Source organism: Priestia endophytica (assembly GCF_026790145.1).
Lineage (GTDB): Bacteria > Bacillota > Bacilli > Bacillales > Bacillaceae_H > Bacillus_I > Bacillus_I endophytica_A.
Genome location: NZ_JALAMS010000001.1, coordinates 218,987 through 242,636, shown reverse-complemented (window position 1 = coordinate 242,636; position 23,650 = coordinate 218,987). Strand labels below are relative to the sequence as shown.

Below are 23,650 nucleotides of genomic sequence, written 5' to 3'. Positions count from 1 at the left end.
GATCGCTTTTTCAGATGTTTTTTGTTACAGTATTAATAAGTTATTTACAAATTTACTACACATTTCGACATATGTCAACAAATTAAGACATTATTTTCACAACTTTTTAGCTATTTTTCGCTTCTTTTATCCTATGTGACGCATCATTTAGCGTACCTATGGCCCATTTTTTATTTTCAAAAGTAAATGTACTAACAGCTGTGTTTGCTAAAAGCATTTTTCCTGTTCCGTTTTCCCCACCTGTAACATAGTGAATAAATACGTTAATAGCTGCTCCATGGCTTACAACAAGAACATCCTCATCTTGATGATTCGTCATAATATTTGTAAGTTCCTTCACCATTCGTTTTTGCATATTTCCTAGTGATTCTATATTAAGAGGAAGATCCTCTCTCCAATCTGTACTAAGATTAGGAAATTTTTCTTGCAGCAAAGGAAGATTTGCTCCTTCTAGCTCCCCAAATGACCGTTCACGCAGTTCCCGAAGGCCTTCTAATACTCTCATATTTTTTACTTTTGCAATTTCTTCAGCAGTTCCATATGCACGCTTAAGATCACTAGCATAAATCACATCAATATTTTCCTTTTGAAACCTTTTTGCTAACGCCTGAGCTTGCTCAACTCCTGTACTATTCAATGGAATATCTGTCTGCCCTTGAACGAGTCCATTTTTATTCCAATCAGTTTGACCATGGCGAACTAAATACAGCATGTTTTTCGCTCCTTTTTTCGTCAAAAATTTTAATCCTCTTATTCTATCATACTCATTTTCTTAATATGACAGGTAATAAGTTTTATTTATTAAACATAGTAAACCATTTAGAAAGTGAATAAATTCTTATTTTTTATATTGTAAGCGTTTTCTAATCATTGCGTTATTACTTAAATTAATATAGAGTAATATCATAAAATAAAAAAATAGATTGAAAATTCTTTTTATAAGAGGTGTAAGAAATATGCTACAAACAATTGAAGTAACAAAAACTTCTCAGAAAAAAACAAAACCTAATCACAGTGAACTTGGTTTCGGAAAATTTTTTACAGACCACATGTTTACAATGGATTACTCTACTGACAAAGGGTGGCATAGTCCAAGAATCACTCCTTACGCTCCGCTTACTTTAGAACCATCTTCAATGGTATTCCATTACGGTCAAGCGGTATTCGAAGGCCTTAAAGCATACAGAACAGCGGACAATCGTGTTCAACTCTTTAGACCTCTTAAAAACGTAAAACGAATGAATCTATCTAACGAACGTTTAAGCATGCCGGAAATCCCTGAAGATTTAGCAATGGAAGCTTTAAAAAACTTAATTGAAATTGACAAAGAGTGGATTCCAACTGAAGAAGGATGTTCTCTTTACATTCGTCCATTTATTATTGCAACAGACGCATTTTTAGGAGTGCGTCCTTCATCAACATATAAATTTATGATCATTCTTTCTCCTGTTGGTGCGTATTACAACAGCGGCGAGCAGCTTCAACCTGTTAGTATTTACGTTGAAAATGAATATGTTCGTGCTGTACGCGGTGGCGTAGGGATTGCTAAAACAGCAGGAAACTATGCAGGAAGCCTTCGTGCTCAAACAGAAGCAGAGAAACTTGGCTATGATCAAGTGCTTTGGCTTGATGCAATTGAAAAGAAGTATGTTGAAGAAGTAGGAAGTATGAATATCTTCTTCAAAATCGGTGGAAAAGTTTATACACCTGAACTTAGCGGAAGTATTCTAGATGGGATTACGAGAACTTCAGTGATTGAACTTCTCGAACATTGGAATATCCCAGTTGAACAAAAACGTATTTCAGTTGAAGAAATTTTTGAAGCATCTGAACGTGGGGAATTAGAGGAGATTTTTGGAACAGGTACAGCTGCGGTTATCTCTCCAGTTGGAAAATTAAAATGGGGAGAACGTGAATTAACAGTAGGTAATGGAAAAGCTGGTCAGCTTTCTCTAGACGTTTACAATACAATTACAGGTATTCAAACAGGTACTGTAGAGGATGAACTGAACTGGACACTTAAAATTGATTAACAAATGAAAAGGATGACCGCTATCTGCGGTCATCCTTTTCACTGTCCTTCAAAAAAGTATAAAGAACTTTATCAACTGCGAAACTTTCATGAAGAGCTGAGTGTAATAAAGGAAACTCTTTTTTCTTTACATTAGGCACATAGTTTTCTAACGAAAATGCACTTTCTGTCAGAACGCTTCCATCTCCACCTTTATGTTTTACATTTCCGGCAATTGAAAGAATCGGAATACGTAATTCTTTCAGCTTTGTTGCTTCTTTTTGAAGTTTTGTAATGGCTTCTGAGTGATATTGTAAATCTTTTGCTCCTTCTGACGTACGATTGCTTTCTGTTTTAGGAAAGTTTACAGCAAGTTCATCAATATCCAATCCTCCAACAGGGGTACCTATCGTTGTAAGAGATTTAACATTTTTATCTTTCGTCTCTTCTAAATATTTAATAGCGGCAAGTCCACCCATGCTATGACCAACGAGATGGTACCCTTCCATTTTTTCTTTTTCTTTAAGTTTTTTTACTACGTTTTGAACCCATTTCCCTTGTTTACTTATGCTTGCATGATCATCTGCAAAAATGACTTGTACAAGAGGAAACTGATCTGTTTTTTGCTGAAAATGGTATTTATGCTCACACGAAACAACACCACGTTCGTTAACACGACAAACAGCTGCTTTATACCCTTGGCCATTTTCCTCAAATCGCTCCATAAGAGTCTTATAAGAACGTTCTCCACCTAGAAAACCATGGAAAAGCAAAACAGGTTCATATCGTCCTTGCTCACCAACGGCTTTTTGTGTTTTCCATATTCCAAGGAAAACAATAAGCAATGTTAGTAATCCAATAATAAATGCTTTCAATTGTTGCTCCTCCTGTTGACTTATTGTTCTTGTACTTCGGAGCGCTTTTATTAAAACAAGCGGTTGTGAATTTTAGATTGATATTGCTTGAATGCACGTGAATGGCTTAGCTTCCTTTTCTCCATCAGAAGATTAAAACGAAGCAGTTTCTCACTTATTTTCTCCTCAAGTTGCTCCTTTTCTTCTTTACCCTCACAAACAGAAAGCAAATCTTCTAATTCTGCAATATTTTTTTTCAACATCATTTCTTCAGGAAGATATCCTGAGTTTTTCAAAATTTTATAGCTAGTACGAAGTTCCTCTGGCACATGTGATAAGTCTTCTAGCTTGAGCGGTTCTCCTTTTCCCTCTAGATTTTCAAAATCTCCATCAGCAATTGATTTCTTGATTTTCTCTTCTACTAACCTAGTGAAATCCATTCTTTCATCTCCTTCTAAAGAACATCGTTATTCTAGTTTTTCGGAAGCTACCACTTCCCAATTATGATTAACAGAAACATCTACAGGAGAGAACGTTGTAATATATTCAGCAATTAAGTCTGTCATTGCAACTGTTATATCTCTTACAACGTCCTTATTTTTAAACATCTCATAATCTCCGCCGCCACCTGCTCTATACGCATTTGTGACAATTTCATAAAAGGCTTCTTCATCTATTTGCGCTCCATCTTTTTCTAGAAATACAATACGCTCGCCTACTTTTTTGGAAACATCAACTTTATATTGTATGCCTTCCCACATATCGTAATTATAGGCTTGTGGTTTCGGATAAGAAAAGTCTTTGCTTACGGTTAATTCTCCATTTTCGTCCAACGCAAAATAGGAAGCAGATCTTTCTAAAGCTGCCTTCATGTCAGATCCTGTTATTCTAATAACTTTTAATGTATTAGGATAAATATAATTCGAGACAATGTCACGCATTGTAATCTCTTTATCAAATCCTTTTACACTGTCGTTAAACAAGGCTGTACAAGAAATCTGGGCCCCTGATGCGTACATTTGGACTTTATTTATAAATTCAATAAGTGGATGTTCTTTTATTCTCGCTTGGAAGACATCATCGATTTTCATACTTTCTTTTGCAGTTCCAATTCTCTCATCAAGCCACTTTTGTGTTCCTTCTTCATAATAACGAACAAGTTCTACTATTTCCTCGTCTTCAATAAATTCTTTAGTAGATAGTGTCATGCTCTCTTTTTTTAGAATAGAATAGCCTTCTTCCTCTTTTTCAAACTTAACCACAACTTTTCCTACTTCTTGTCCAAAAAAGCTCGGCTGGACAATTGTCACACCATTTACTTCTCCTGCTAAGGAGCGATGCTGATGCCCTGTTAAAAGAACATCAATACCTTTAATACGCTGACACATCTCATAGGCTTGATTTTCTCCTGTTAACGTTTCAGTAGCTTCACCTGTTTCCAAGTCCCGCTCAAATCCCCCATGATAAGACACAACGAGAAGATGGGGTTTTTCGTGTTCACGAATATATGTTACCCATTTTTCAGTTACTTTTAGAGCATCTGCAAAGACTAGGTTTTCAATATGAGCAGGCTCTTCCCAATTTGGAATATAGTGAGTTGTTACTCCTAAAACAGCTACCTTTACTCCATTTATTTCTTTAATTATATAAGGTGTTCCTAAAAAAGGTGTTTCTTTTTCCTTCTCCAAAATGTTAGCACACAGCCATGGAAAGTCTGATTGTGCGACAGCTTCCTCTAAAGCTACACGTCCGTAATTAAACTCATGATTTCCAACAACTGCCCCGTCATATTTTAAATGATTTAAGATAGCGATCATTGGATTTTTATGATTTCGTTCATATTTCATATAGTATGTAAGCAAAGGACTTCCTTGAATTAAATCTCCGTTATCTATTTTTAATACATGTTCACTTTTTTCTTCCTCTTGTTTGAGCATTGTTGCTATTTTAGCTATCCCTAGATCTGCTCTCTCATTTGTTCCATACTGAATTGGTAACACATGTCCATGTATATCGCTCGTTTGTAAAATAACTAGCTCCATATAACTACTCCTTTGTATTTATTTGATATATTGTAATAATTGCTATTATGCAAGAGTGAAATTTATTTTACTAGTGAATTTACATTTTCTTAACAAGTAAGAATCGATGAACTTTACTATAAATACCTTGGAAAACACTTTCTTAACATTTTATTCCTAAATCCAACATTTAAAGTCTTGTAATTATTCAAAAAACTTGCTAAACTATAATTGTCCATTGTAGCTCTTTCTTTATTTTAGAAAACGCTTTTTTAGAATAAGAAGAGTGGAAATGGATATACATTTTCAAGTGGTTTTGTTCCACAAGTAGGAGGCAATAACATGTTAGAAGGTAAAGTAAAATGGTTCAACGCTGAAAAAGGCTTTGGTTTTATTGAAGTAGAAGGTCAAGACGATGTATTCGTTCACTTCTCTGCAATCCAAGGTGAAGGTTACAAAACTTTAGAAGAAGGTCAAGCTGTTACATTTGAAATCGTTGAAGGCGCTCGTGGTCCACAAGCTGCTAACGTTCAAAAGTAAGCTCTTCACCAACATGGGACGTATTGAAAGCTTTGTGCTATGAGAGTCTCATTAAATAATGAAGTTTTCTCTTTTGAGGAGATTTCCGTCTAAACAAAACGGTCATAACTTGTTATGACCGTTTTGTCTATTCTATTGTTTTATTTCTCAACCAGCAGGAGGAACTCTCTTACTTTTGTATCCTTCTGGAATAAAATCAAGCATATATTCTAGTAAACATTTTGGATTGGATCCTTGCATAACGTACTGTCCATGCACACGCGGCATAAATCCTGAATCAACAGTATGTTCAATAAGCTGTAGAAGTGGATCATAATATCCTTCCACATTTAATAACCCAATTGGTTTTTTATGAATACCAATTTGAGCCCAGCAGATGACCTCGAAAAGCTCTTCAAATGTTCCATATCCTCCAGGTAAAGCTATATACATATCGCTTAACTCTGACATTTTCGCTTTTCGTTCATGCATATCTGCTACTTCAATAAAGTCGCTCACACCTCTATGAGCTATTTCTTCTTTAAATAAACCTCTAGGCATAACTCCAGTAACATGCCCCCCCTGTTCTAGAGCGCCATTTGCTACTTCTCCCATTAGCCCTAGTTTAGAACCACCATAAACAAGATGAAACCCATTCATTGCAATGACTCGCCCAAGTTCTCTCGCTTGTTTAGCATACTCTGGATTAAGTCCCATGTTAGATCCTGCAAAAACACATACACGTTTCAATGTCTGCGCACCATCCTTTTTTATAGTAGTAATATAAACCTTCTATAATATATAGTTTCTTGAAGAGTCTTATTAACCCTCTTTTTTAATGTTCTTTAATTTTATTTTTCATTTTGAGTTTATATTTAAATTTTTAGCTACTTTCAATTCACTCCGATAATAGAAGCCATCTCTTGACTTGGTTCTTCAACACTTCTCAGCTTTAAGACAGCCTTCTCTCCAACGCTAAATCGTTTTTTCAAACTACCTATAACACGCACTGTACAGTTGCTAAGCTTTATTGTGTAATGAATTTCTTTTCCTTGGAAAAGAACATTTTTAACCGTACAGGGAATTCCTTCTCCTACACGATCTAACAAAAGTTGTTCAGGTCTTATTGCACAGCTTCCCTCCTCTTTTAAAAAGGTTGAAAAAGGAATATTCCATGCTAGCGTCTGATGTGAAAAAGGGTGGAAGTAGTTTCCTTTCCAATTACCAGGGATGAGGTTCGCTTTCCCAACAAATGTGGCTACAAAAGAAGTTTTTGGATTATGATAGATATCTTCTGGTGTACCAATTTGTTCAATTGCTCCTTCTTTCATAACAACAATACGATCTGCCATTGCTAAAGCTTCTGTTTGATCATGAGTAACATAGAGAATAGAGGTATTTGTAACCTTATGAATCGTTTGAATTTCATTGCGCAATTCAGCCCGTAGCTCAGCATCTAAACTACTTAACGGTTCATCCATTAATAAAAGAGAAGGCTTTGGAGCAAGAGCTCTTGCAATTGCAACTCGCTGCTTCTGACCTCCTGATAATTCATGAGGCATACGTGTTGCTAAACGTTGTAAGCCAACAAGTTCAAGCATTTGCTGCACCCGCTGGTCTGCATTTTTTTTAATTTCCTGATCAATAAATTTATGATGCCTCAATGGAAACATTACTTGCTCTTTTACTTTTAAATGTGGCCAAAGGGCCAAAGATTGAAATACCATGCTAATATTTCGTTTCTCAGGTGGAACCACTTTCCCCTTTTCTGCCACACATTCTTTATTCATCATAATTTCTCCGTCCGTTGGTGAATCAAACCCAGCTATAAGGCGTAGAAGAGTTGTTTTCCCACACCCAGATGGACCTAAAATTGCAATAAATTCCCCATTGCTAATATCTAAATTAATTCTGGATAAAGCTGATGTTTCTCCAAACTTTTTTGATACATTTTTAACAACTGTATTCATACTTTCCCTACTTTCTTGTTGAAGCATTTTATAAGCAAATAGATAATGAGGCTTGTGAGCATTAAAAACAGTAAAATAAGGGTTGAAAGAGCTGTCGAGTACGTTGTGTATCCACCTTGTTCGAAACTGAAGATTAACATTCCGATTGTCTCGGATCCGCTCGACCATAACAATGACGAAACCGTAAGCTCTGTCAATGTTGTAATAAAAACGAGAAAAGCTCCACTGAGTACTCCTGAAAATAGAAGCGGAAGCATAATATAACGCCACTTTGCTATACCTCTAGCACCACTAATATGTGCGGCTTCCTCCATCTCAGTAGAAACTTGCGAAAGAGCCGTCATACTACTTCGAACTTGCAAAATGAGAAACCTTGTAACGTACGCAACAAGTAAAATCCATATTGTTCCATATATTCCAGGTTTCCATCCTGGAATAGGCTGGACCCAAGCTAAAATCATAGCAAGAGCAAGCACCATACCTGGAAGTGCATATGGTAAGCTAATGATTCCTTCTGTTAATCTTGTTTCATGGCAATCAAATCGTATTCTTATATAAGCTATAGCCGTTCCAATAAAAAGACAAATTATAGTTGTAAAGAAAGCAAGCTTTAAACTATTTGCAATGCCAATTTTTACTTTCTCATACTGAAACAAAATATATTTATAATGTTCCATCGTCATATTTTCAAATGAAAATGGTAAGCCATATGCCTTAATAAAAGAAGTCCCAATCATTGAAAATAAAGGGATAATGCTTATAAAAAGAAGAAATAACCATAACACTATTTCTACAGCCCATCTCCCTTTCTTTAAAAAAATGCGTGGTTCATTTTCTGCTCTACCTGTTTCCTGATAAGAAAATCGTTTTAGCAGTATATATTGAAGAAAAGTAACAAGGCACACAATAACGCCGAGTAAGACTGATAATGCAGCCCCCCTGGCAAAATCATCTTCTCCAAACCCAATCACTTCTTGATAAATAGCCGTACTTAAAACAGGGATATTAGCTGGTATACCAAGAAAGGCTGGTATACCAAAATTATCAATAGTTGTTAAGAAGGCAAGCATTGCCCCACTAATAATACCTGGAAGTGCTAGAGGCAGTGTAACGGTCTTACACATCGTAAATCGCGTTCCTCCCGAAGCTCTTACTGCCCATTCCAAGTCTCTTGGAATCTTTCTTAATACATGAAGAGTCAGCAAATAAACAAGTGGATAATGAACGATTCCAAGCAAAAAGATTAGCCCACCATAGCTATAAAGATTAAGATGAGAAACCCCTAAAAAAGGCTTTAAAAAACTGATAAAAACGCTGTTTCTCTCTGTGAATTGAGTCCAAGCGAGCGTCATTATATAGGATGGAATTAAAAAAGGTAACATAATGAAGAGTTGTAGAAATTTTTTCAAGCGAATATCTGTGTAAGCAACAAGCCAAGCGAACAAAACCCCTACACAAATTGACACTATCGTTGCTCCCCCAACAACGATAGCTGTATTCTTTAACATCGACCATGTAGCAGCTTCTGATAAAATAGAGCTATAATTCAAAAAACTTATTTTATGCCCTTCTGTGAAGCTCATTATAATAAGGCGAACAATAGGGAGCAGAAAAAAGAAAAATAGAAGACAAAATATCCCGAGTTTAATAAATAAAGTATGTGTTAAACGTGTCGACAAAAGAGAAGACAAAGAAATTTGTCTTCTTAACGAAAAGCGTTCCATTTATAGCACCTCTCTAGTTTCCGAAAATTCTTTTAAACCGCTCCTTATCTTCTTCTCGAGATTTATACAGCTCTGATAACGGGGAGTCTAATACTTGAATACTTTCCATTGATTTTAAACCATCAGGTGCCTCTACCTCTTGTCGGATAGGTGCGTAACCAAGGTTAGCAGAAAGCTTTTGTCCTTCTTCTGACAGAATATAGTCAACAAATGCTTTTGCAGCCTTTTCATTTCTTGTACCTTCCATAATACCAACAGGTTCTGTAATAACCGGAACTCCTTCCTTAGGATAAATGAGTTCAATAGGTGATCCTTCTTTTTTAGCTCGTAAAGCAAGATAGTCCACAACAAGTCCGTAGTCTTTTTGGCCACTCGCAACTGCTTTTAATGCTGCACCATTTCCTTGTACGACGGTCATATCGTTTTTCTTTAACTCGTCAAAGAAATTCCAATTTAAATTCTTCTGTCTGCTCATAACGCCCACATTATAAGCCGCAGCTCCTGAATATAAAGGACTTGGCATCACAGCTTTCCCTTTTGTTTTCTTATCAGTTAACACGCTCCACGTTTCTTTAGGCTCTTTCACATTTGTCGTATTTACAGCTAGCACTGTTGCCATCATTTTTGTGCCTGTATACATATAATCATCATCCACAAAATCGTCTGGTATATGCTCGATTTCTTTCGACTTATAGGACAAAAGCAAATCTTGCTCTTTTAACTTTTCAAATGTAACACTATCTGCTACAAGCATAACATCTGCTTTTACATCCCCTGCTCTTTTTTCTGCTTGAACCTTCCCCACTACTTCCTCTGTTCCAGAACGAAAAGCTTTAACTTCTACATCAGGGTATTTTTTATTGAACCCTTCAATGAGCTTTGTAACATCTTCATCAGGTTGTGAAGTATAAAATTCAAGCGTGCCTCCTACATCCCCTTGCTTACGTTCTTCTCCACTGCTGCTCTCTGTTCCACACGCACTAAGTAAAAGAACTGGAACAAGACAAGCGTTCAGTAACCAATTCTTCTTCATTATGGCAACTCCTTCTCTATAATTTGTTTGTCTTTGAACCATCTTTCTAATTGACGAATATGCTTTCGTTGACTTATTAAGTTTTCTAAAGGTGTAACAGTTATGTAACTCGCTCTTGTTGAGTTGTTCTCTCTAGTTTCTTTATCTTTTCTTTCGCTCACCTTTTGTTGTAGTACATAAAAATCCTGATGATCATCATGTATGGTAACGTACTTGTAGCGACTAAAAGTAAAATCAAAATCCACCACTTTTACACCTTGACAGTTTTTCTCTGTCAAAATGGGGAAATGAATATGAAAACAAACTCCTTTTGGATGTTTATGAGCTAGGAATACTTCTATAAGCTCATTGAAATATTTTTTAAAAGACGAAAAGTTTACCTCACTTTCTTCTATACCATCTATTGAAAGAGCAAGAGACGGAATTTGAAAAAACGTGCCTTCCATTGCTGCTGCTATATCTCCGCAGTAAGCAAGATCTCTTCCTGACGGTGAGCCTATATGTATACCTGAGACAATAAAATCAATTTTTTTCTTAATCAATTTCTCAATACCAATTTTCACGCAATCCACTGAAGTACCGTTTACAACCCATGATTTTATTTCAGCTCCAAAAGCCGTTAGCTCTGTAACTTTTAGTGGCTTATGTAATGTAACCGTATAACCTGCCAAAGAATTCTCTTTATGAGGGCAAACAACGAAAACTTCGCCAAAATGGTTAAGAACTTCAACGATGGATCCTACAGCAGGTGAAAATATTCCGCTACTGCTTGTAATTAAGAAACGCATAGAATTGTTCACCTCTCTTTATTTCTTTCCGTAACCATTTATAACATATTTCTTGTAGTTTTATTTTAAAGAACATTTATAAAGGACATATAAATATTCTTTATACTTTTTTTATTCATTATGTAAATGTCCTATATGATAATAATTAAAGAATTGAGTAAGCAAAAGGGCTATAAATAGGCTTATTTTTGATTTTTCATCATTTCTTTTATAAAAAATATGTTAACTCTTTACACGTCCTTCACAATTAGAAAAGCAGAACTAGTACAATCTAGTTCTGCTTTTTTAATAACTGTAACCGTTTCATAAACGTCTTTTGATAGCTTTGGGATAGAAATGGCACACTTAAAATTTTTTTCACTTTTTCTTTATTACTTTTATCCTTATACTGTACTTCATTTATGTATGAAATCGTAATTTCATCTTGATGCCGTCTTAAAAATTGAACTGAGTCTTCTTTAGAAACTACTCCTTCTGAAAGAACACGAAAATAAAACCCTGTATAACCTGTCTCCTGAAAACGAAGTGGAAGATCTTTTGTGTCATGACGATGAGCTAATTTAAAGCACGGCTGTCTTGGCTGACTTACTTGTACAACAGCTTCTCCAATCTGAAATTCATCACCTATACATACCTTTTCTTCTGTCAATCCAAAGAGCGTTAGATTTTCTCCAAAGGCTCCATAAGAAAGAGAAAGCCCTACTTCACTGCTGAAATAAGCATAGTGTTCAAATGGATAAACACATACTGCCTTATCTTCTCCCCCATGATTTACAAGATCTGCTTGACCATCTCCAACGAAATTTACTTTAGTTAATAAAAGAGGTTTATCTACAGGCTGTTTCTCAATACCTGTTTGAATACTTTTTCCTTTATAAATTAACTCTTTTGGTTTTCCAACATTAACGGATACTATTTGTCCTTGCAAAACTCTCCCCCCTTTTTTTAACCTTATTTTAACAAACAAAAAAGCGTAGGAATACCTCCTACGCTTTCTCTTATAAAAATAAATCTAAGATAAAATACATAATTGCTCCAAGTGCTGCAGAAATCGGAAGCGTAATAATCCATGTAATAATCATACGCTGAGCTGTTCCCCATTTTACACCTTTCACACGATGAGCAGAGCCAACCCCTAAAATAGAAGAAGAGATAACGTGTGTTGTACTAACAGGAAGGTGAATATATGTAGCTCCAAAGATAATAGCTGCTCCTGTTAAGTCTGCTGCTACTCCATTTACAGGACGGATTTTCATAATTTTCCCGCCAACAGTTTTAATGATTTTCCATCCACCGATAGATGTTCCAAGACCCATTGCAATTGCGCAAGAAAGCTGTACCCAAAATTGAACTTCATCGGTTTCTTGTAAGTTCGCTGCAATTAAAGCCATTGTAATAATCCCCATCGCCTTTTGGGCATCGTTTGTTCCGTGTGTATAAGACTGAACAGCTGCAGTCAAAATTTGCACACGACGAAACTGCTTGTTTGTTTTGGATAAGTTACTATCTTTAAAAACCAATTTAATAATAGTATACATAATAAACCCAACAACAAAGGCAAGGATTGGTGAAATAAGAAGTGCTTCAATAATTTTAATAAATCCATTATAGTTAATAGCTCCAAAACCAGAAGAAGCAATAACTGCTCCTGCAATCGCCCCAATGATGGCATGTGAAGAACTACTTGGAATTCCGTAATACCAAGTGATCAAGTTCCATGCAATCCCTGCAATAAGCGCAGCCAAAATTACAACTAGTCCATTATCGAGCTTGAAGGGATCTGCAATATCCTTAGTGATGGTTTTAGCAACCCCTGTAAACGTCATTGCTCCAATAAAGTTCATAACTGCGGCTAAAATAATTGCATGACGTGGTTTTAAAGCTTTCGTTGATACAGATGTTGCAATTGCATTTGCTGTATCATGAAATCCGTTAATAAAATCAAAAGCTAAAGCAAAAATGACAATTAAAATGGTTAAGACAAATAAAGAATCCATACTAATCCCTCATTACGCGTTCTTCATGATGATAGTTTCTAGATTGTTTGCTACATTTTGGCAGCTATCTGCAATTTCTTCAAGTGTTTCATAAATTTCTTTATATTGAATAACTTTGATTGGATCTTTTACAAGAGCAAACAAGTTCTTCAAAGATTTACGAAGTAAATTATCACAATTGTGCTCGTATTCTTTAATCTTAATCGCATGTGGTTGGATATCTTTAAGACGATTGTTTGATAAAAGCTCAATTGTTACTAAGATTTCGCGAACACATTCGCGAATATAGCCAATAAACTTATCCATATGCTCATCTGTTTCAGTAATAGAATAAATTTCCATTGAAGCTGAGAATGCTTCAATACCATCTAAAACATCATCCATACTCATTGTAAGTTGAAGAATGTCCTCACGCTCAATCGGTGTGATGAATGCTTTATTCAATTCGCGAATAATAACATGTACGTGATTATCTCCTTTTGTTTCAAACTCTTTAAGTTTGTCCGCAAATTCTTTCAAAGTGGACTGATTTGTTACCTTAAAGTTCACAAAGAAATCCGCTGTTTCATCCAAATTTTTCGCAATTTCCATTAATAGTAATGAAAATTTATCTTTTTTCTTTCTCATTGCCACTTTCAAACCCTCCAATATTTATCATAGAGCCAAAATGAACATTTACATGCTTTATGCAATAATAAATTAGAAATATACTTAATTTTAAAAACCCTTTTAATAAAAGCATTCCTAAAAAGCAGCATTTTTATTTCTCTTTAAAAAGCTCGTTTATCATTTTCTCTCTAATAATAAACGACTTATCATTTTAGCCTATCCTTATTTCCATTTTTCATCCGTTCCGCAGCTTGTACTTTTATTAAAAGCACGAAACAAATTATAACATACCTTTAGTGAAACAGAGAACGATAATCTACTACATTTTTCTCTCTTTTTCGCTACTCATTACAATTGTGCCTATACTTTTAAATTTCAACTATGTAAATTGTCCTATTTAATTCCTTTATTTCCCCTTATATTATAGAATAATTTTCTCTATTTTATAAAATGAGGACAAAAAAACCGCCTTTATTGAAAGACGGTTTTTTCTCTATGTGAGACGTGCTCGGATTTTTCCTGAGCAGAAATCAATTATTGCGACCATAATAATAATACCTAGCACAATAATTCCTACTCGTTCCCAATCCCTTACACTTAGGGCAAAAATAAGGGGAGTTCCAATTCCTCCAGCCCCAATTACCCCAAGGATAGTTGCTGCTCTAACATTAATTTCAAATCGATACAAAAGAAATGACAGATAGCTCGGTAATACTTGTGGAAGAACAGCGAACCAGATTGCTTTTATAGGATTTGCTCCTGTTGCAACAAGTGCCTCTGTTGGTCCTAAATCAATGCTCTCAATATCTTCTGAAAAAAGTTTACCAAGCATTCCAATAGAGCCGATACCTAAAGCAAGCACTCCAGAAAATGATCCAGGGCCAACAGCTTTAATGAAAAGAAGGGCCATAATAATATCTGGAAAAACACGAATAAAACTTAGCACAAACTTTCCTGCACCAGAAATCCCTTTATTCTTTACAATATTTTTTGCCGTCCAGAATGAAAAAGGTACACATAATAACCCTGCAATAACAGTACCTAAAAGCGCGATTGCCAACGTATCTAAAAGACCTCGAAGCAAGTCTTCTCCATCTGGGTAATACACATAATCCCAGTCTGGGTGAAGAAGTCCTGAGAAAATAGCAGAAACTATTTCTTTAGACGTATCTTTAAATTCAAGAGCTGGCATCCCTGCGAAAGCCCAAACATAAATAGCAATAACAATGGCTAAAATTGCACCATTACGAATCTTTTTCCCTGTTCTTTTCGGTTGCTGCAACGATATATTATTCATATTAACTTCTCCCTTGTTTTTGTACTAATATAATCAATAATTAATACAACAATAAGAGTATAGACGATAAGTGAAGATGTTTTGTCGTATTCAAAAAATCCGAGCGTCTGTTCATAAAACAGACCAATTCCTCCCGCGCCTACGAGACCTAAAACAGCTGCAGCCCTCACATTAACTTCAAATGTATATAATACAAAAGAAATATACTGTGGAAGAACTTGAGGAATAACTCCAAACATAATCCATTTTACTTTATTAGCTCCAACAGCTGTCATTGCTTCAAGCGGTCCTTTATCAATCGATTCAATTGATTCATAGATAAGCTTAGCAATGATCCCAAGTGAAAAGCCAGTTAGAGCAAATACGCCTGGAATCGGGCCAATTCCAAAAATAGCTACAAAGATTGCCGCCAGAAGCAGATCTGGAATTGTTCGGATTAAATTTAGAACAAAGCGAGCTGGAATTGTAATAACCTTTGTTTGAAAAATATTACGAGCAGATAATAAGGCAATTGGTATAGCTAGCAATGCTCCGAATGTTGTCCCAAGAACCGCCATACGCAAAGTGTCTAGTATAGGAGCTGTAATGTTTGAAAAGTATGCCCAGTTTGGTGGAACCATTTGAACAATAAGATCACCCATGTTAGGTAAACCCGTTGCTAAGCTAGAAAGTGAAAACTCAACTTGCTTTCCACTCAAATAAATGAATAGAAGTAAAAGTATAAAAGTTAGGATATGTTTCACTTTCTTTGAAGGCATTTTGTTATAGTGAACGATTTTGTTTTGTTTAACTTGAACAGTTTTCATTTTGCAACACCCATCAGTTCTTCATCTTGAATTGGACGCCCATATATTTCGGCGAACTTCTCATCTGTTGCTTCATCAACACTTCCATCAAATACTACTTCTCCTGCTCGAAGACCAATAATTCTTGTCGCATATTGACGTGCCAAATCAATAAAATGAAGATTAACAACAGTCGTAATACCAAGCTCTTCATTAATTCTTTTTAAATCGTCCATCACCTGCTTTGTTGTAAGAGGATCAAGAGAAGCAACAGGTTCATCAGCTAAAATAATTTTTGCCTCTTGAGCAAGCGCCCTTGCAATTGAAACACGTTGTTGCTGGCCTCCTGAAAGCTCATCTGCTCTTGAATAAGCCTTTTCTAGAATATTTACACGATCAAGCGCCTTTAGAGCAAGCTCTTTGTCATGTTGCGGAAACATCCCTAACATCATACGTAATGTTGAATGATAGCCAACACGACCAGATAAAACGTTACGAAGAACTGACGAACGCTTCACGAGATTAAAGTTTTGAAAAATCATTCCAATATCACGGCGAATTTCATACAAGTTTCTTCCTTTTGCTTTTGTAATGGATTTTCCATTCACAATAATCTCGCCCCCGCTTACTTCATGTAGCCGGTTAACTGAACGTAAAAGAGTAGATTTCCCAGCTCCTGAAAGTCCTACAACAACGATAAACTCTCCTTTTTGCATCGTTAAGTTAATATTATTTAATCCTTTTGTTCCATTTGGATAAACTTTAGATACATTTTTAAATTCAATCATTTGGAATCCCCCACTCTTGTAAGTATAGACAACAGAAAGATGGCTGAAGGCTCAGCCATCTTGATTTTTCTCTCTAAAATCCTCATTTCACTACTCTGTTTTTACTTTTTCTCCATATTCTCGTACAATTTCAAACTTGCTATCATCAGACTTTACATAACCTTCATGTGTATAGATATCGCGAATGATCTTTTTGCCTTCTTCATCTTTTCCGATATTAATAAACGCTTCTTGAATGTCTTTTCTTAAGTCTTCGTCCATATCAGATTGAACAGCAACAGTATCGTTAGGAATCGGCTCTGTATAATGAATTACTTTTGTTTGATCAAATACATCTTCGTAATCTTTTTGAACGATAGTACGTGCGTCTTGGAATGTTACAGCTGCATCAATATCTCCATTTAATAAAGAAATAACAGCTTGGTCATGACCTTTCAATGTCACAGGTTGTACATCTTTTAGCGGATCAAGTCCAACGTCCATTAAAGAGGCTGCTGGCCATACATAACCTGCTGAAGATGTTACGTTTTGATAGCCAATCTTTTTCCCTTTTAAATCTTCTAAACTATCAATACCAGAGTCTTTTTTCACGATGAACATAGACTTATAAGAATCAACAAGCTCGTCCGTTGGGGAACCGTCTTTATCATTTACTCCATAGCGCTGAGCTTGTAGAATAACGTCAGCTGCTCCTTGGTCTTTTGCTAAAACATAAGCTGTTGGTGGTAAGAAGCCAACATCTACTTTCTCTGAAGCCATTGCTTCTACAATTGTATTGTAATCTGTAGAAACACTAACTTTCACAGGTCTATCAAGCTCGTCACTTAATAGCTTTTCAAGCGGCTTTGCTTTTGCTTCAAGCGTATCAGCGTTTTGTGACGGAACAAATTGTACAGTTAGCTCTTTTTTCTCTGCGCCTTCTCCGTTAGATTCAGAAGCTGTTGATGCTTCCTCATTGTTTCCACAACCAGCTAGTACACCTGCAGCAAGTGCAACTGACATACTAACTCCTATCAGTTTCTTAAACATATTATGCCCCCTAAAAAATATGTAGTGTTTTGTCGTACATACAAACTTTACCAACCAAATATTTACTGTATATTTTCCTGCTGTAAATTATATGTTAATTTGGATTAATATTCTGTAAACTCGTCAGAATTTATTACATCTATTTTATAAAATCGAAAGGTGACTCTTCCTGAGAGCCACCTTTTATTTCTTATTAACAACAGTAAGATGCGCCGATGATGATTAACAAAATGAAAAGAACAACTAGTAAAGCAAAACCTCCGCCGAAACCTACACCGTAACCATCATTACATCCTTGACCCATAAGTAAACCTCTCCTTTTACAAAATCATTTTTTGTGGGCAGCTCTTTTTGCTGAGCTGTTACTTGTATCGTATGTATTTTAGAAGAGATGGTGAAGTAATCTAGATAGAATGGGCGAATATCCAGAAAAAACCTTAGTATAGAGTCTATACTAAGGTTTTTTCTTACTCTATAATTTTCCAGTATGGAACAAATTCTTCGGCTACTTTTTTTCCACTTTGTTTATCAATATGACGAAGCAGTTTTTCTAACTTCTGTTCTTGAAGATAAGAAGACTTTGCCTTTTGTATATTTGAAATCTGCTTTGAAAGGGAAACAAACGCTCCTTTATTTTTAAGATATTCTCTTTCATTTCCAGCTTCTAGTAACTCATCAAGATGATCTACGTCAAGCTTAACAAGAAGCTCATATGTTTTAGATGTCTCATTTCCTGCCTTATCTGTTACGCGAATTGTAACAGGATACTTTCCTGGAGCTAGCTCCATTGGCGCTAAGTGAAGGTTATTGCTTTCTTTTCCATTGAGTGTGACAATAACATCATTTACTCCACTTTGATCATCTCTCACCTGAATTTCTTGTAAAAACTCATCTGTTACAAATACAGACATATCGCTCATGTCTTCGATTGTTGGCGGTGTGATATCTTGAGAAACGACTTTCTCAATAGCATCTAAACTCAATAGCTTAAGCTGATATGTTCCTTTAAAATTAGATGATATTCCGTTAATCGTAACTATATCTCCTTCTTTATATAGAAGATGGAATTCATCTTGTGTTATTCCTGTTCTATGATCAACTCGAACCTTTGTTATATCGTTCTCATGGCTAAGATCAAACTCAAACGCTCCTTGGCCAGAAGTAATGTTGCTTATTTTGCCTTCCTTAAGCCGAACTTTCTCGCCTTGATTTTCCTGATTTAAGCTGGTAACAACTTTTGGTTCTGGAACTTGTGTCTTTCCCATTTTCTCAATGGAAGCTGGATTAACTAATTCAAATTCTCCGTTATATACATCTGTTTGAGCCGTTATTCTTAGCTGATCTCCAACATTGTAATCAGCTTCATGCTGAAAAACATAGATCCCTCCTGTATCATCTTGTATATAAAAACCTTGCCCACCAAAAATTCCTGGTTGAGATGTTACTATCCCTTCAACTGTTACCATTTGGCCAAGTTCACTTTGTCTAGCTTGTTTAATTGTTGTTATTTTTGTATTTTCTTCTGGAAGGGGAGGGATTGCCACATCATCAACTTTTACAGACTTAGTTAGTACATTTTCTCCGTCTTTCCTTAAGCGTAGATTAACGTCTCCTTTTGTCCCTTCCTTCACTCTCATTTTTAAATCTATAGTTGCTTCACCGTTTGGACCCGCTTTTAACGAAAAAGGCGTGCTGTACCCATAAGAGGACGGCCATATACCATTTTCACTTTTTACTTGGGCTACTTGCATTCCTCCTTCAACGTACATTCCGATTTGTAGACCACTTATTTCTGCATTTGGTTCTACTCCTTTTGCACTTATACGAAGTTGGAATTCGTCGTTATTTGGCAATATATCTTGATGAATAAGTTCATAAGAAGCCTGAACGGGTGGATTTTCTGATGAGCCATATGAACCAGAAGCAAATGTTGAAGCATCGTACCACTTATACCCTTTTGCAGGCTGTGACCAAGGCTCTGCTTGAGGCTCTTTTGAATTTGCTGGCTCTTCTGTTTCTAGCATAGGAGAAGGCTCATCAAGGGGAATACCCTTTTCTTCAAACGAAGTATAACTCTCCTCTTTTGCAAGCCAATCGATTGTGTTAAGTAAAAGCGTTGCATCGTCCTCTTCTTTAAAACCATCATACGTACGTTTTGTTCCACCTGTTTCTTCTCGTTTATACTTAGGAGTTATATCTTCAACAGGAGAAGAGTCTCCAATGAATGCTGCTTTTCCTAATCCTAGTTTCGAAATAGCTGCATAAGGTCCTTCCTCTTCTCCTCCACCAAAGTAAATCCCTTGGTCAACTGAATTATTCCACTTATCCCCTGCATCCAGCCCCTCAGGCAAGTAAACGATTCCCTTTGCTTTAGAAGGATCTGTAATAGCAAGTGTAGAACCAGCATGCATTGCAACTGTTTGAACTCCCTCTGTAATACCAAATGATTCACTTGAAGAAACAACTTTATTTGCATTAATATTTCCTGGTGCATTGTATCTAAAACGAATGCCAAAGTGATCTGAAAGCCAATCTGAGCTTTCGACTCCTTCCATCGCTTTTGAAGAAGCTTCCTCTGCTGTCATACCTTTTGCAGGATTTTCATATGCTCCTCTACGGTAACCGTTCATTACCTCTGATGAATCCCATCGGTTTTTATTTCGATCAGCATTATAATGATCAGAAATAAAAAAGATACTTCCTCCCTCTTTCACATATTGAATCATTGCTTCTTGTTCAGATGTTTTAAAAGGAATATTTGCTTCTGGGATTACAAACACATCATATTGAGATAAATCATCGAGAGTAATAGGCGTTTCTTTTCGTAATTCTTTTACATAATAACCATTGTTAGCAATTCCGTTGGCAAAATCTGAAAAAGCTCCATCAATCACCCAATCTGCTGCTCCCGCTGTTTGGGCATGAGTATTGTCAAATAAAACTTTCAACCCATTTGCATTTTTAGGAACAATTTCAGGAGCCGGATCTTTTGGACCTTCAGCTTGTCCGTTTGTTAGTGGATACATCGTAAATATGCCTAGAAGCATAAGCATTACAAGACCACATTTTCCTAACCACCTATGTAACATTTGTATATCTCCTCCATCTTGTAATATGATCGTTCTATTTAAAAGGATATATGGCAAATATTCGCATAAAATGAACTATATATTAAATTATCGTAAATTTTTCTAAATTTTCCATTTAATCGTTATATTCTATCATCCAAAATTAAAAAAACCTAAAGCTTGATCGCTTTAGGCTTCTATCTTAATCTTTTTGAGGTTGATAAATATCCCAACCAAGTTTTAAGGTATCAACAATATAATCAGCAACTTCTTCAGCTACAAGATTGTCTGTCTGAACTCTTGAGTTATGCTTTGAATAAGCATCTTGTCTTGCATTAAAAAGCTCCTGCATTTCTTCAAGTGTACGATTGTGTAAAACAGGTCTGCTTTCAATAATAAGATCCAACCGTTCCTTCCAACGATCCCATGACAAATCAAGAAATAGGACAATGCAGTTTTCTAAACAAACGTTGCGAACTTCCTCTTGTTGAAAAGCTCCTCCTCCTAGGGAGACAACTTTGCAGCGCTTAGCCTGACAAATATCAGCGATTGTTTCCCTTTCAATACGGCGGAATTCTTTCTCTCCATATTTACTAAAAATATCTTTGATAAGCATTTTTTCATTTTTCTCAATTTCCACATCTATATCTATGAAATCTCTGTAAAGTTTTTTCGCTACTAGTTGACCAATTGTTGTTTTTCCAACACCCATAAAACCAATTAATACAATATTTTTTTCCCTTACAGGGATTTGTCTCATATAACTCATCATATATTCTGTTCAATCCTTTCTTCCCTCGTATGTGAATATGCTACAAGTTCTCTTCATTATTTTCATTATAAGGGAAGAAAGACAAGAGTGGTACTATATTGCTGAATAAAAAAGGAAGCACGCCTTAAACGCCTTCCTTTCTTTATCACTATGCTGTTTTACTCTCAAGTCTTCTCGCTACAAGAGATAAACCATAATTTACAACAAAATACATGACGGCAATAAATAAGAAGATTGGCAATACATAGTTAATATTTTGTCCATTAATAATTTGCGCACTATGAGTCAACTCTGGTAAAGCAATAACAACGGCAAGAGACGTATCTTTTAACAGGGAAATAAATTGGCTCACAATTGGAGGAACCATTCTTTTTAATGCTTGAGGAAGAATGATCCCAAACATTGTTTGAGTATAAGTAAGACCTGATGAACGAGCAGCCTCAATCTGTCCTTTTTCAATTGATTTTAAACCACTTCTTACAATCTCGGATAACATAGCTGATTCAAAGATGGTTAAAGCAGCGATAGCAGAAACTGTAATCCCTAAGCTGATTCCCACTTCAGGGAGTGCAAAGTACGTAAAGAAAATAATTAACAATAGCGGTAAATTCCGAATAATCTCAACAATGACAGCGAGCACTTGAGAAACAACAGGGATTTTAGCATAGCGTAGTATTCCAACAATGCTTCCAATAACAAAGCTGAGAATAATTGAAATAAAGGCAACCTTTAGTGTGACCAAAAAACCTTGAAATAAAAATTGCAAGTGATCCATTGAATAAGCTCCAACAAAGTCCATTGTTCCACTCCTTTCTAGTTGCTACGTGCAAACCGTTTTTCTAAATAGCCAACACCCAAACTAAGCGGAATTGTAAGCACAAGATAAAACAGAGCAACGAAAATGTAAACATCAAACGTTACGAATGTTGCAGATGCAACTAAGTCACCAAAATACATTAAATCAAGTCCTGCTATGACACTTAAAATTGAAGAGTTTTTTACAAGGTTAATAAACTGGTTACCAAGCGGTGGAACAACAATTTTGATTGCTTGTGGTAAGATGATTTGAAACATAGTTTGTAAGTAGGTAAGACCTGATGAACGAGCAGCTTCCGTTTGTCCCTTAGGAACTGCCATAATCCCTGCTCGAATGGCTTCTGCAATAAAAGCCGATGTGTAAATGGAGAGTGCAACTGTTCCCGCTACAAATCCAGTTAAGCGAATTCCAATAGAAGGAAGACCGACGAAAAAAATAAAGGCAATAAGCAAAAGCGGGATATTACGAATAAATTCTACATATATAGTTCCAATTGTATTTAATATTTTAATAGGGGCAATCCTCATAACAGCAATAATAGCACCTAATACAAAACTTGCTACAAGTGCAATTAAGCTTACTAAAACTGTGTTTCTAAATCCTTGTATATATAAATCCCAATTGTTGGTGAGAATTGAGAAATCAAGCATAGATGTTCACTCCTTTGCTCTAGTAAAGGAAGCAGGACAAGCAAATGCTTATCCTGCTTAAAAATGGTGCTTTCTATTTTGATGGATCTTCTTTAATCCACTTTTTATAAATTTCATCATAGGTTCCATCTGACTTCACTTTTTCGAGGCCCTTATTGATTTCTTTTACAAACTCGTCATCACCTTTTTTCACCGCAATTCCATATGGCTCATCTGTAAATGGTTCTCCAACAAGCGTATAGTTTGAATCTTGATCTGCCATACCATAAAGAATAGCATTATCTGTTGTTAACGTATCCCCTTGCCCTGATTTTAAAGCAGTGAATGCCTCAGCATAGTTTTCAAACTCTAAAACAGTTGCTTCCGGAGACTTTTCACGAATATTTTGAGTTGAGGTTGAACCCTTAACAGCTAAAACTTTAGTTCCTGCTTTAATATCATCAATTCCTTTAATAGAGCTTCCTTTTTTCACAAGTAAAGACTGTCCTGCTTCAAAATAAACATCTGAGAATGAAACTTGTTTCTTGCGCTCATCTGTAATTGTCATCGTCGCAATAATTGCATCAATTTCTCCGTTTTGGAGCATCGGAATGCGTGTTTTTGACGTAACTTCTTTAAGTTCAATTTTATTTTCGTCTCCAAGAATTTGTTTGGCAAGCTGTTTAGCAATATCAATGTCAAATCCTTCAATGTCTCCTGAGCTCGGGTTCTTCAATCCGAACAAACGAGTGTCAGTTTTAACTCCAACAACAAGCTTGCCTCTCTCTTTAATTTGTTCTAGTGTACTTTTCCCATCACTTGAAGAAGAAGTTTCTTTACTTCCTCCGCTTCCACAGCCTGCAAGTAAAACAACAGCTATTAATGAAATAAGTCCTGTCTTTAGTAATCTTTTCATCGACACAGCTACTCCCCCTAAAT

The 23,650-nt window shown here is 35.9% G+C and carries 24 protein-coding genes; 2 read left to right on the top strand and 22 right to left on the bottom strand.

The features are described 5' to 3' along the window. Window positions 1-106: 106 nt before the first annotated feature. Window positions 107-712 (bottom strand): histidine phosphatase family protein, encoded by a 606-nt coding sequence (locus MOC86_RS01295; RefSeq protein WP_268582403.1) that lies wholly within the window; start codon window positions 710-712, stop codon window positions 107-109. 244 nt (window positions 713-956) lie between these two features. Between MOC86_RS01295 and MOC86_RS01290 the strand changes: the two genes are divergently transcribed. Continuing rightward, window positions 957-2,033, top strand: coding sequence for a branched-chain amino acid aminotransferase (locus MOC86_RS01290; RefSeq protein ID WP_243514266.1), 1,077 nt, complete (start codon window positions 957-959; stop codon window positions 2,031-2,033). Window positions 2,034-2,052: 19 nt separating this feature from the next. Here MOC86_RS01290 and MOC86_RS01285 read toward each other — a convergent pair whose 3' ends face one another. From MOC86_RS01285 to MOC86_RS01275, 3 genes are read right to left on the bottom strand one after another with little or no spacing between them, the layout of a single operon-like run. Further along, window positions 2,053-2,886, bottom strand: a complete 834-nt coding sequence (locus MOC86_RS01285) for an alpha/beta fold hydrolase (protein WP_268582402.1) — start codon at window positions 2,884-2,886, stop codon at window positions 2,053-2,055. A gap of 50 nt (window positions 2,887-2,936) precedes the next feature. Continuing rightward, window positions 2,937-3,305 (bottom strand): DUF1992 domain-containing protein, encoded by a 369-nt coding sequence (locus MOC86_RS01280; protein WP_268582401.1) that lies wholly within the window; start codon window positions 3,303-3,305, stop codon window positions 2,937-2,939. 27 nt (window positions 3,306-3,332) lie between these two features. Beyond that, the gene (locus MOC86_RS01275) at window positions 3,333-4,907 is read right to left on the bottom strand and encodes a bifunctional metallophosphatase/5'-nucleotidase (protein ID WP_268582400.1); all 1,575 of its coding nucleotides are present in this window, start codon (window positions 4,905-4,907) and stop codon (window positions 3,333-3,335) included. A gap of 321 nt (window positions 4,908-5,228) precedes the next feature. Here MOC86_RS01275 and cspD point away from each other — a divergent pair, with 321 nt between their 5' ends. Next, window positions 5,229-5,426 carry a cold-shock protein CspD gene (gene cspD, locus MOC86_RS01270; RefSeq protein ID WP_019393750.1) on the top strand — a complete coding sequence of 66 codons (198 nt, stop codon included), beginning with the start codon at window positions 5,229-5,231 and terminating at the stop codon, window positions 5,424-5,426. A gap of 147 nt (window positions 5,427-5,573) precedes the next feature. On the opposite strand, the gene MOC86_RS01265 is transcribed toward cspD, so the two are convergent. From MOC86_RS01265 to MOC86_RS01180, 18 genes are all read right to left on the bottom strand, one after another. Continuing rightward, window positions 5,574-6,155 carry a TIGR00730 family Rossman fold protein gene (locus MOC86_RS01265; RefSeq protein ID WP_268582399.1) on the bottom strand — a complete coding sequence of 194 codons (582 nt, stop codon included), beginning with the start codon at window positions 6,153-6,155 and terminating at the stop codon, window positions 5,574-5,576. A gap of 143 nt (window positions 6,156-6,298) precedes the next feature. After that, complete coding sequence (locus MOC86_RS01260; protein ID WP_268582398.1) at window positions 6,299-7,375, bottom strand: ABC transporter ATP-binding protein; 1,077 nt, start codon at window positions 7,373-7,375, stop codon at window positions 6,299-6,301. Beyond that, on the bottom strand, window positions 7,372-9,099 hold the full coding sequence (locus MOC86_RS01255; RefSeq protein WP_268582397.1) for an ABC transporter permease: 1,728 nt from the start codon (window positions 9,097-9,099) through the stop codon (window positions 7,372-7,374). Before MOC86_RS01255 ends, MOC86_RS01260 begins: the two co-directional genes overlap by 4 nt. A 13-nt stretch (window positions 9,100-9,112) precedes the next feature. Further along, window positions 9,113-10,132: an ABC transporter substrate-binding protein gene (locus MOC86_RS01250; RefSeq protein WP_268582396.1), complete on the bottom strand. Its 1,020-nt coding sequence runs from the start codon at window positions 10,130-10,132 to the stop codon at window positions 9,113-9,115. Further along, complete coding sequence (gene surE, locus MOC86_RS01245) at window positions 10,132-10,920, bottom strand: 5'/3'-nucleotidase SurE (protein WP_268582395.1); 789 nt, start codon at window positions 10,918-10,920, stop codon at window positions 10,132-10,134. The genes MOC86_RS01250 and surE overlap by 1 nt, the downstream gene beginning before the upstream one ends. A 271-nt stretch (window positions 10,921-11,191) precedes the next feature. Continuing rightward, window positions 11,192-11,848, bottom strand: a complete 657-nt coding sequence (locus tag MOC86_RS01240; protein ID WP_268582394.1) for an MOSC domain-containing protein — start codon at window positions 11,846-11,848, stop codon at window positions 11,192-11,194. A 70-nt stretch (window positions 11,849-11,918) separates the two neighbouring features. Next, on the bottom strand, window positions 11,919-12,917 hold the full coding sequence (locus tag MOC86_RS01235) for an inorganic phosphate transporter (protein ID WP_243514297.1): 999 nt from the start codon (window positions 12,915-12,917) through the stop codon (window positions 11,919-11,921). 12 nt (window positions 12,918-12,929) lie between these two features. Then, window positions 12,930-13,544: a DUF47 domain-containing protein gene (locus MOC86_RS01230; RefSeq protein ID WP_243520962.1), complete on the bottom strand. Its 615-nt coding sequence runs from the start codon at window positions 13,542-13,544 to the stop codon at window positions 12,930-12,932. A gap of 475 nt (window positions 13,545-14,019) precedes the next feature. Next, window positions 14,020-14,823, bottom strand: a complete 804-nt coding sequence (gene phnE, locus MOC86_RS01225) for a phosphonate ABC transporter, permease protein PhnE (RefSeq protein WP_268582393.1) — start codon at window positions 14,821-14,823, stop codon at window positions 14,020-14,022. Beyond that, the gene (gene phnE, locus MOC86_RS01220; RefSeq protein WP_268582392.1) at window positions 14,820-15,629 is read right to left on the bottom strand and encodes a phosphonate ABC transporter, permease protein PhnE; all 810 of its coding nucleotides are present in this window, start codon (window positions 15,627-15,629) and stop codon (window positions 14,820-14,822) included. The genes phnE (MOC86_RS01225) and phnE (MOC86_RS01220) overlap by 4 nt, the downstream gene beginning before the upstream one ends. Further along, complete coding sequence (gene phnC, locus MOC86_RS01215) at window positions 15,626-16,396, bottom strand: phosphonate ABC transporter ATP-binding protein (protein ID WP_019393761.1); 771 nt, start codon at window positions 16,394-16,396, stop codon at window positions 15,626-15,628. The genes phnE (MOC86_RS01220) and phnC overlap by 4 nt, the downstream gene beginning before the upstream one ends. A 90-nt stretch (window positions 16,397-16,486) precedes the next feature. After that, window positions 16,487-17,425, bottom strand: coding sequence for a phosphate/phosphite/phosphonate ABC transporter substrate-binding protein (locus tag MOC86_RS01210; RefSeq protein ID WP_268582391.1), 939 nt, complete (start codon window positions 17,423-17,425; stop codon window positions 16,487-16,489). A 193-nt stretch (window positions 17,426-17,618) separates the two neighbouring features. After that, window positions 17,619-17,729, bottom strand: a complete 111-nt coding sequence (locus tag MOC86_RS01205; protein WP_019393763.1) for a YjcZ family sporulation protein — start codon at window positions 17,727-17,729, stop codon at window positions 17,619-17,621. Window positions 17,730-17,892: 163 nt separating this feature from the next. Beyond that, window positions 17,893-20,514 carry an endonuclease gene (locus MOC86_RS01200; protein ID WP_268582390.1) on the bottom strand — a complete coding sequence of 874 codons (2,622 nt, stop codon included), beginning with the start codon at window positions 20,512-20,514 and terminating at the stop codon, window positions 17,893-17,895. Between the two features lie 181 nt (window positions 20,515-20,695). Then, entirely contained in the window at window positions 20,696-21,262 is a 567-nt protein-coding gene (locus MOC86_RS01195) for a shikimate kinase (RefSeq protein WP_243520964.1), read from the bottom strand. A 151-nt stretch (window positions 21,263-21,413) separates the two neighbouring features. After that, window positions 21,414-22,064, bottom strand: a complete 651-nt coding sequence (locus MOC86_RS01190) for an amino acid ABC transporter permease (protein ID WP_243514324.1) — start codon at window positions 22,062-22,064, stop codon at window positions 21,414-21,416. A 14-nt stretch (window positions 22,065-22,078) separates the two neighbouring features. After that, entirely contained in the window at window positions 22,079-22,732 is a 654-nt protein-coding gene (locus MOC86_RS01185) for an amino acid ABC transporter permease (protein ID WP_268582389.1), read from the bottom strand. 73 nt (window positions 22,733-22,805) lie between these two features. Further along, window positions 22,806-23,627: a transporter substrate-binding domain-containing protein gene (locus MOC86_RS01180; RefSeq protein WP_268582848.1), complete on the bottom strand. Its 822-nt coding sequence runs from the start codon at window positions 23,625-23,627 to the stop codon at window positions 22,806-22,808. Window positions 23,628-23,650: the final 23 nt, after the last annotated feature.